2 protein-coding genes are annotated in these 1,965 nt (G+C 69.7%); both read left to right on the top strand.

Annotated elements, in window-relative coordinates; translation table 11 throughout:
* The first annotated feature begins 160 nt into the window (after positions 1-160).
* Positions 161-616, top strand: coding sequence for a MaoC family dehydratase (locus RM96_RS26690; RefSeq protein WP_039014753.1), 456 nt, complete (start codon positions 161-163; stop codon positions 614-616).
* Between the two features lie 13 nt (positions 617-629).
* On the top strand, positions 630-1,835 hold the full coding sequence (locus tag RM96_RS26685) for an acetyl-CoA C-acyltransferase (RefSeq protein WP_039014752.1): 1,206 nt from the start codon (positions 630-632) through the stop codon (positions 1,833-1,835).
* Positions 1,836-1,965: the final 130 nt, after the last annotated feature.

Raw genomic sequence — 1,965 nt, 5'->3', positions numbered from 1 at the left:
GAGGGCCGGAGCATCAACGAAGTGACGGGCGTCGGTATGCCAGCGCCTGCCCTCTCCCCCGGCCCCTCTCCCGCAGGCGGGAGAGGGGAGCAAACAAGCGGGCTTTGGGGGACTTGTCGGCAAGTCAGACCGACATCGTGAAGAAACACAGGAAACAGCAATGCCAAGAATCTTCCGTTCTGCCGAAGAGATCCACGCAGCCGTCGGCCAGCGCCTCGGCGAAAGTGCCTGGACCCGCATCACGCAGGAACAGGTCAACCAGTTCGCCCATGCCACCGGCGACCACCAGTGGCTGCATGTCGACCCCGAGCGCGCCGCGAAGGGCCCGTACGGCGCCTGCATTGCACACGGCTACCTGACGCTGGCACTGGTCAACCAGTTCCTGCCGGAGCTGGTCACGGTCGAAGCCATGAAATGGGGCGTCAACTACGGCTGCGACAAGGTGCGCTTCCCGGCGCCGGTGCGCGTGGGTGCGCGCGTGCGCGGCGTGGGCGAACTGGTGCGGGCCGAGACGCTGCCGGGTGGCGTGCAGTCGGTGGTGCACATGACGGTAGAGATTGAAGGCGAGGGCAAGCCCGCCTGCGTGGCCGAGGCCATCAGCCGCTACTACTTCTGAACAGGAAACGAGCATGAATGAAGCAGTCATTGTCGCCGTCGCGCGCACACCGATCGGCAAGGCCTTCCGAGGCGCCTTCAACGATACCGAGGCACCCGTGCTGGGCGGCCACGTGGTGCGCACGGTGGTCGAGCGCGCGGGCGTGGACCCGGCCGAGGTGGACGACGTGCTGATCGGCGCGGCCGCGCAGCAAGGCACCCAGGGCTACAACCTGGGCCGCCTGTGCGCGATGGCGGCCGGCCTGCCGGACAGCGTGCCGGGCATGACCATGGATCGCATGTGCGGCTCGGGCCTGATGACGATCGCCGCGGGCGCGCGTGCGATCCAGTGCGGCGAAGCGGACATCATCGTCGCCGGCGGTGCGGAATCGATCTCGCTGACGCAGAACAAGCACAAGAACAGCTACCGCGCCCAGTCGGAAGCGGTGCTGGCGCGGCAACCCGCTGCCTACATGGCGATGATCGAAACCGCCGAGGTGGTGGCACGCCGCTACGGCATCAGCCGCGCCGAGCAGGACGCCTACGCCTGGCGCAGCCAGCAGCGCACCGCCGACGCGCAGCGGCGCGGCGCATTCGACGACGAGATCGTGCCGCTGGAAACGCGCCGCGCGTTGTTCGACAAGGCCGGCGCCCTGACCGGCCACGAGGCCGTGCGCCTCGCGCAGGACGAATGCAACCGGGCCGATACCACGGCCAGCAGCCTCGCGGCCCTGAAGCCCGTCTGGAGCGGCGGCCAGGCGGTGGCGCAGGGCGAGCACATTACGGCCGGCAATGCCTCGCAGCTGTCGGACGGCGCTGCCGCGGTGCTGCTGATGAGTGCCGACGAGGCCCGCCGCCGCGGCCTGCGCCCGCTGGGCCGCTACCGCGGCATGGCGGTAGCGGGCTGCGCACCCGACGAAATGGGCATCGGCCCCGTCTTCGCCGTGCCGAAGCTGCTGGCGCGCCATGGCATGACGATGGCGGACGTGGGCCTGTGGGAGCTGAACGAGGCCTTCGCCTGCCAGGTGCTGTACTGCCAGCAGACGCTGGGCATTCCGGATGCGCGGCTGAACGTCAACGGCGGAGCGATTTCGATCGGCCATCCGTTCGGCATGTCGGGCGCGCGCATGACCGCGCATGCGCTGATCGAAGGCCGGCGCCGTGGCGTGCAGCAGGCCGTGGTGACCATGTGCATCGGCGGCGGCATGGGTGCCGCCGCGCTGTTCGACGTCCTGGAATAAGAACCGCTGGTTTGCTCCCCTCTCCCATTTATGGGAGAGGGGCGGGGGAGAGGGCCGGAGTCTCCACGAAGTGAGGCGTCACGGTGCCTGCCGAGCGCCGGGCCCCCCCCCCCCCCCCCCCCCCCCCCCC

The sequence above is a fragment of the Cupriavidus sp. IDO genome (genome assembly GCF_000812465.1).
In the GTDB taxonomy this organism is placed as follows: domain Bacteria; phylum Pseudomonadota; class Gammaproteobacteria; order Burkholderiales; family Burkholderiaceae; genus Cupriavidus.
Note: the sequence above shows the minus strand (reverse complement) of the source record. Positions and strands in the feature narration are given on the sequence as shown.

Coding starts and splice junctions, on each gene's coding strand:
- RM96_RS26685 (WP_039014752.1), top strand. CDS start 630: ATGAATGAAGCAGTCATTGTCGCCGTCGCGCGCACACCGATCGGCAAG.
- RM96_RS26690 (WP_039014753.1), top strand. CDS start 161: ATGCCAAGAATCTTCCGTTCTGCCGAAGAGATCCACGCAGCCGTCGGC.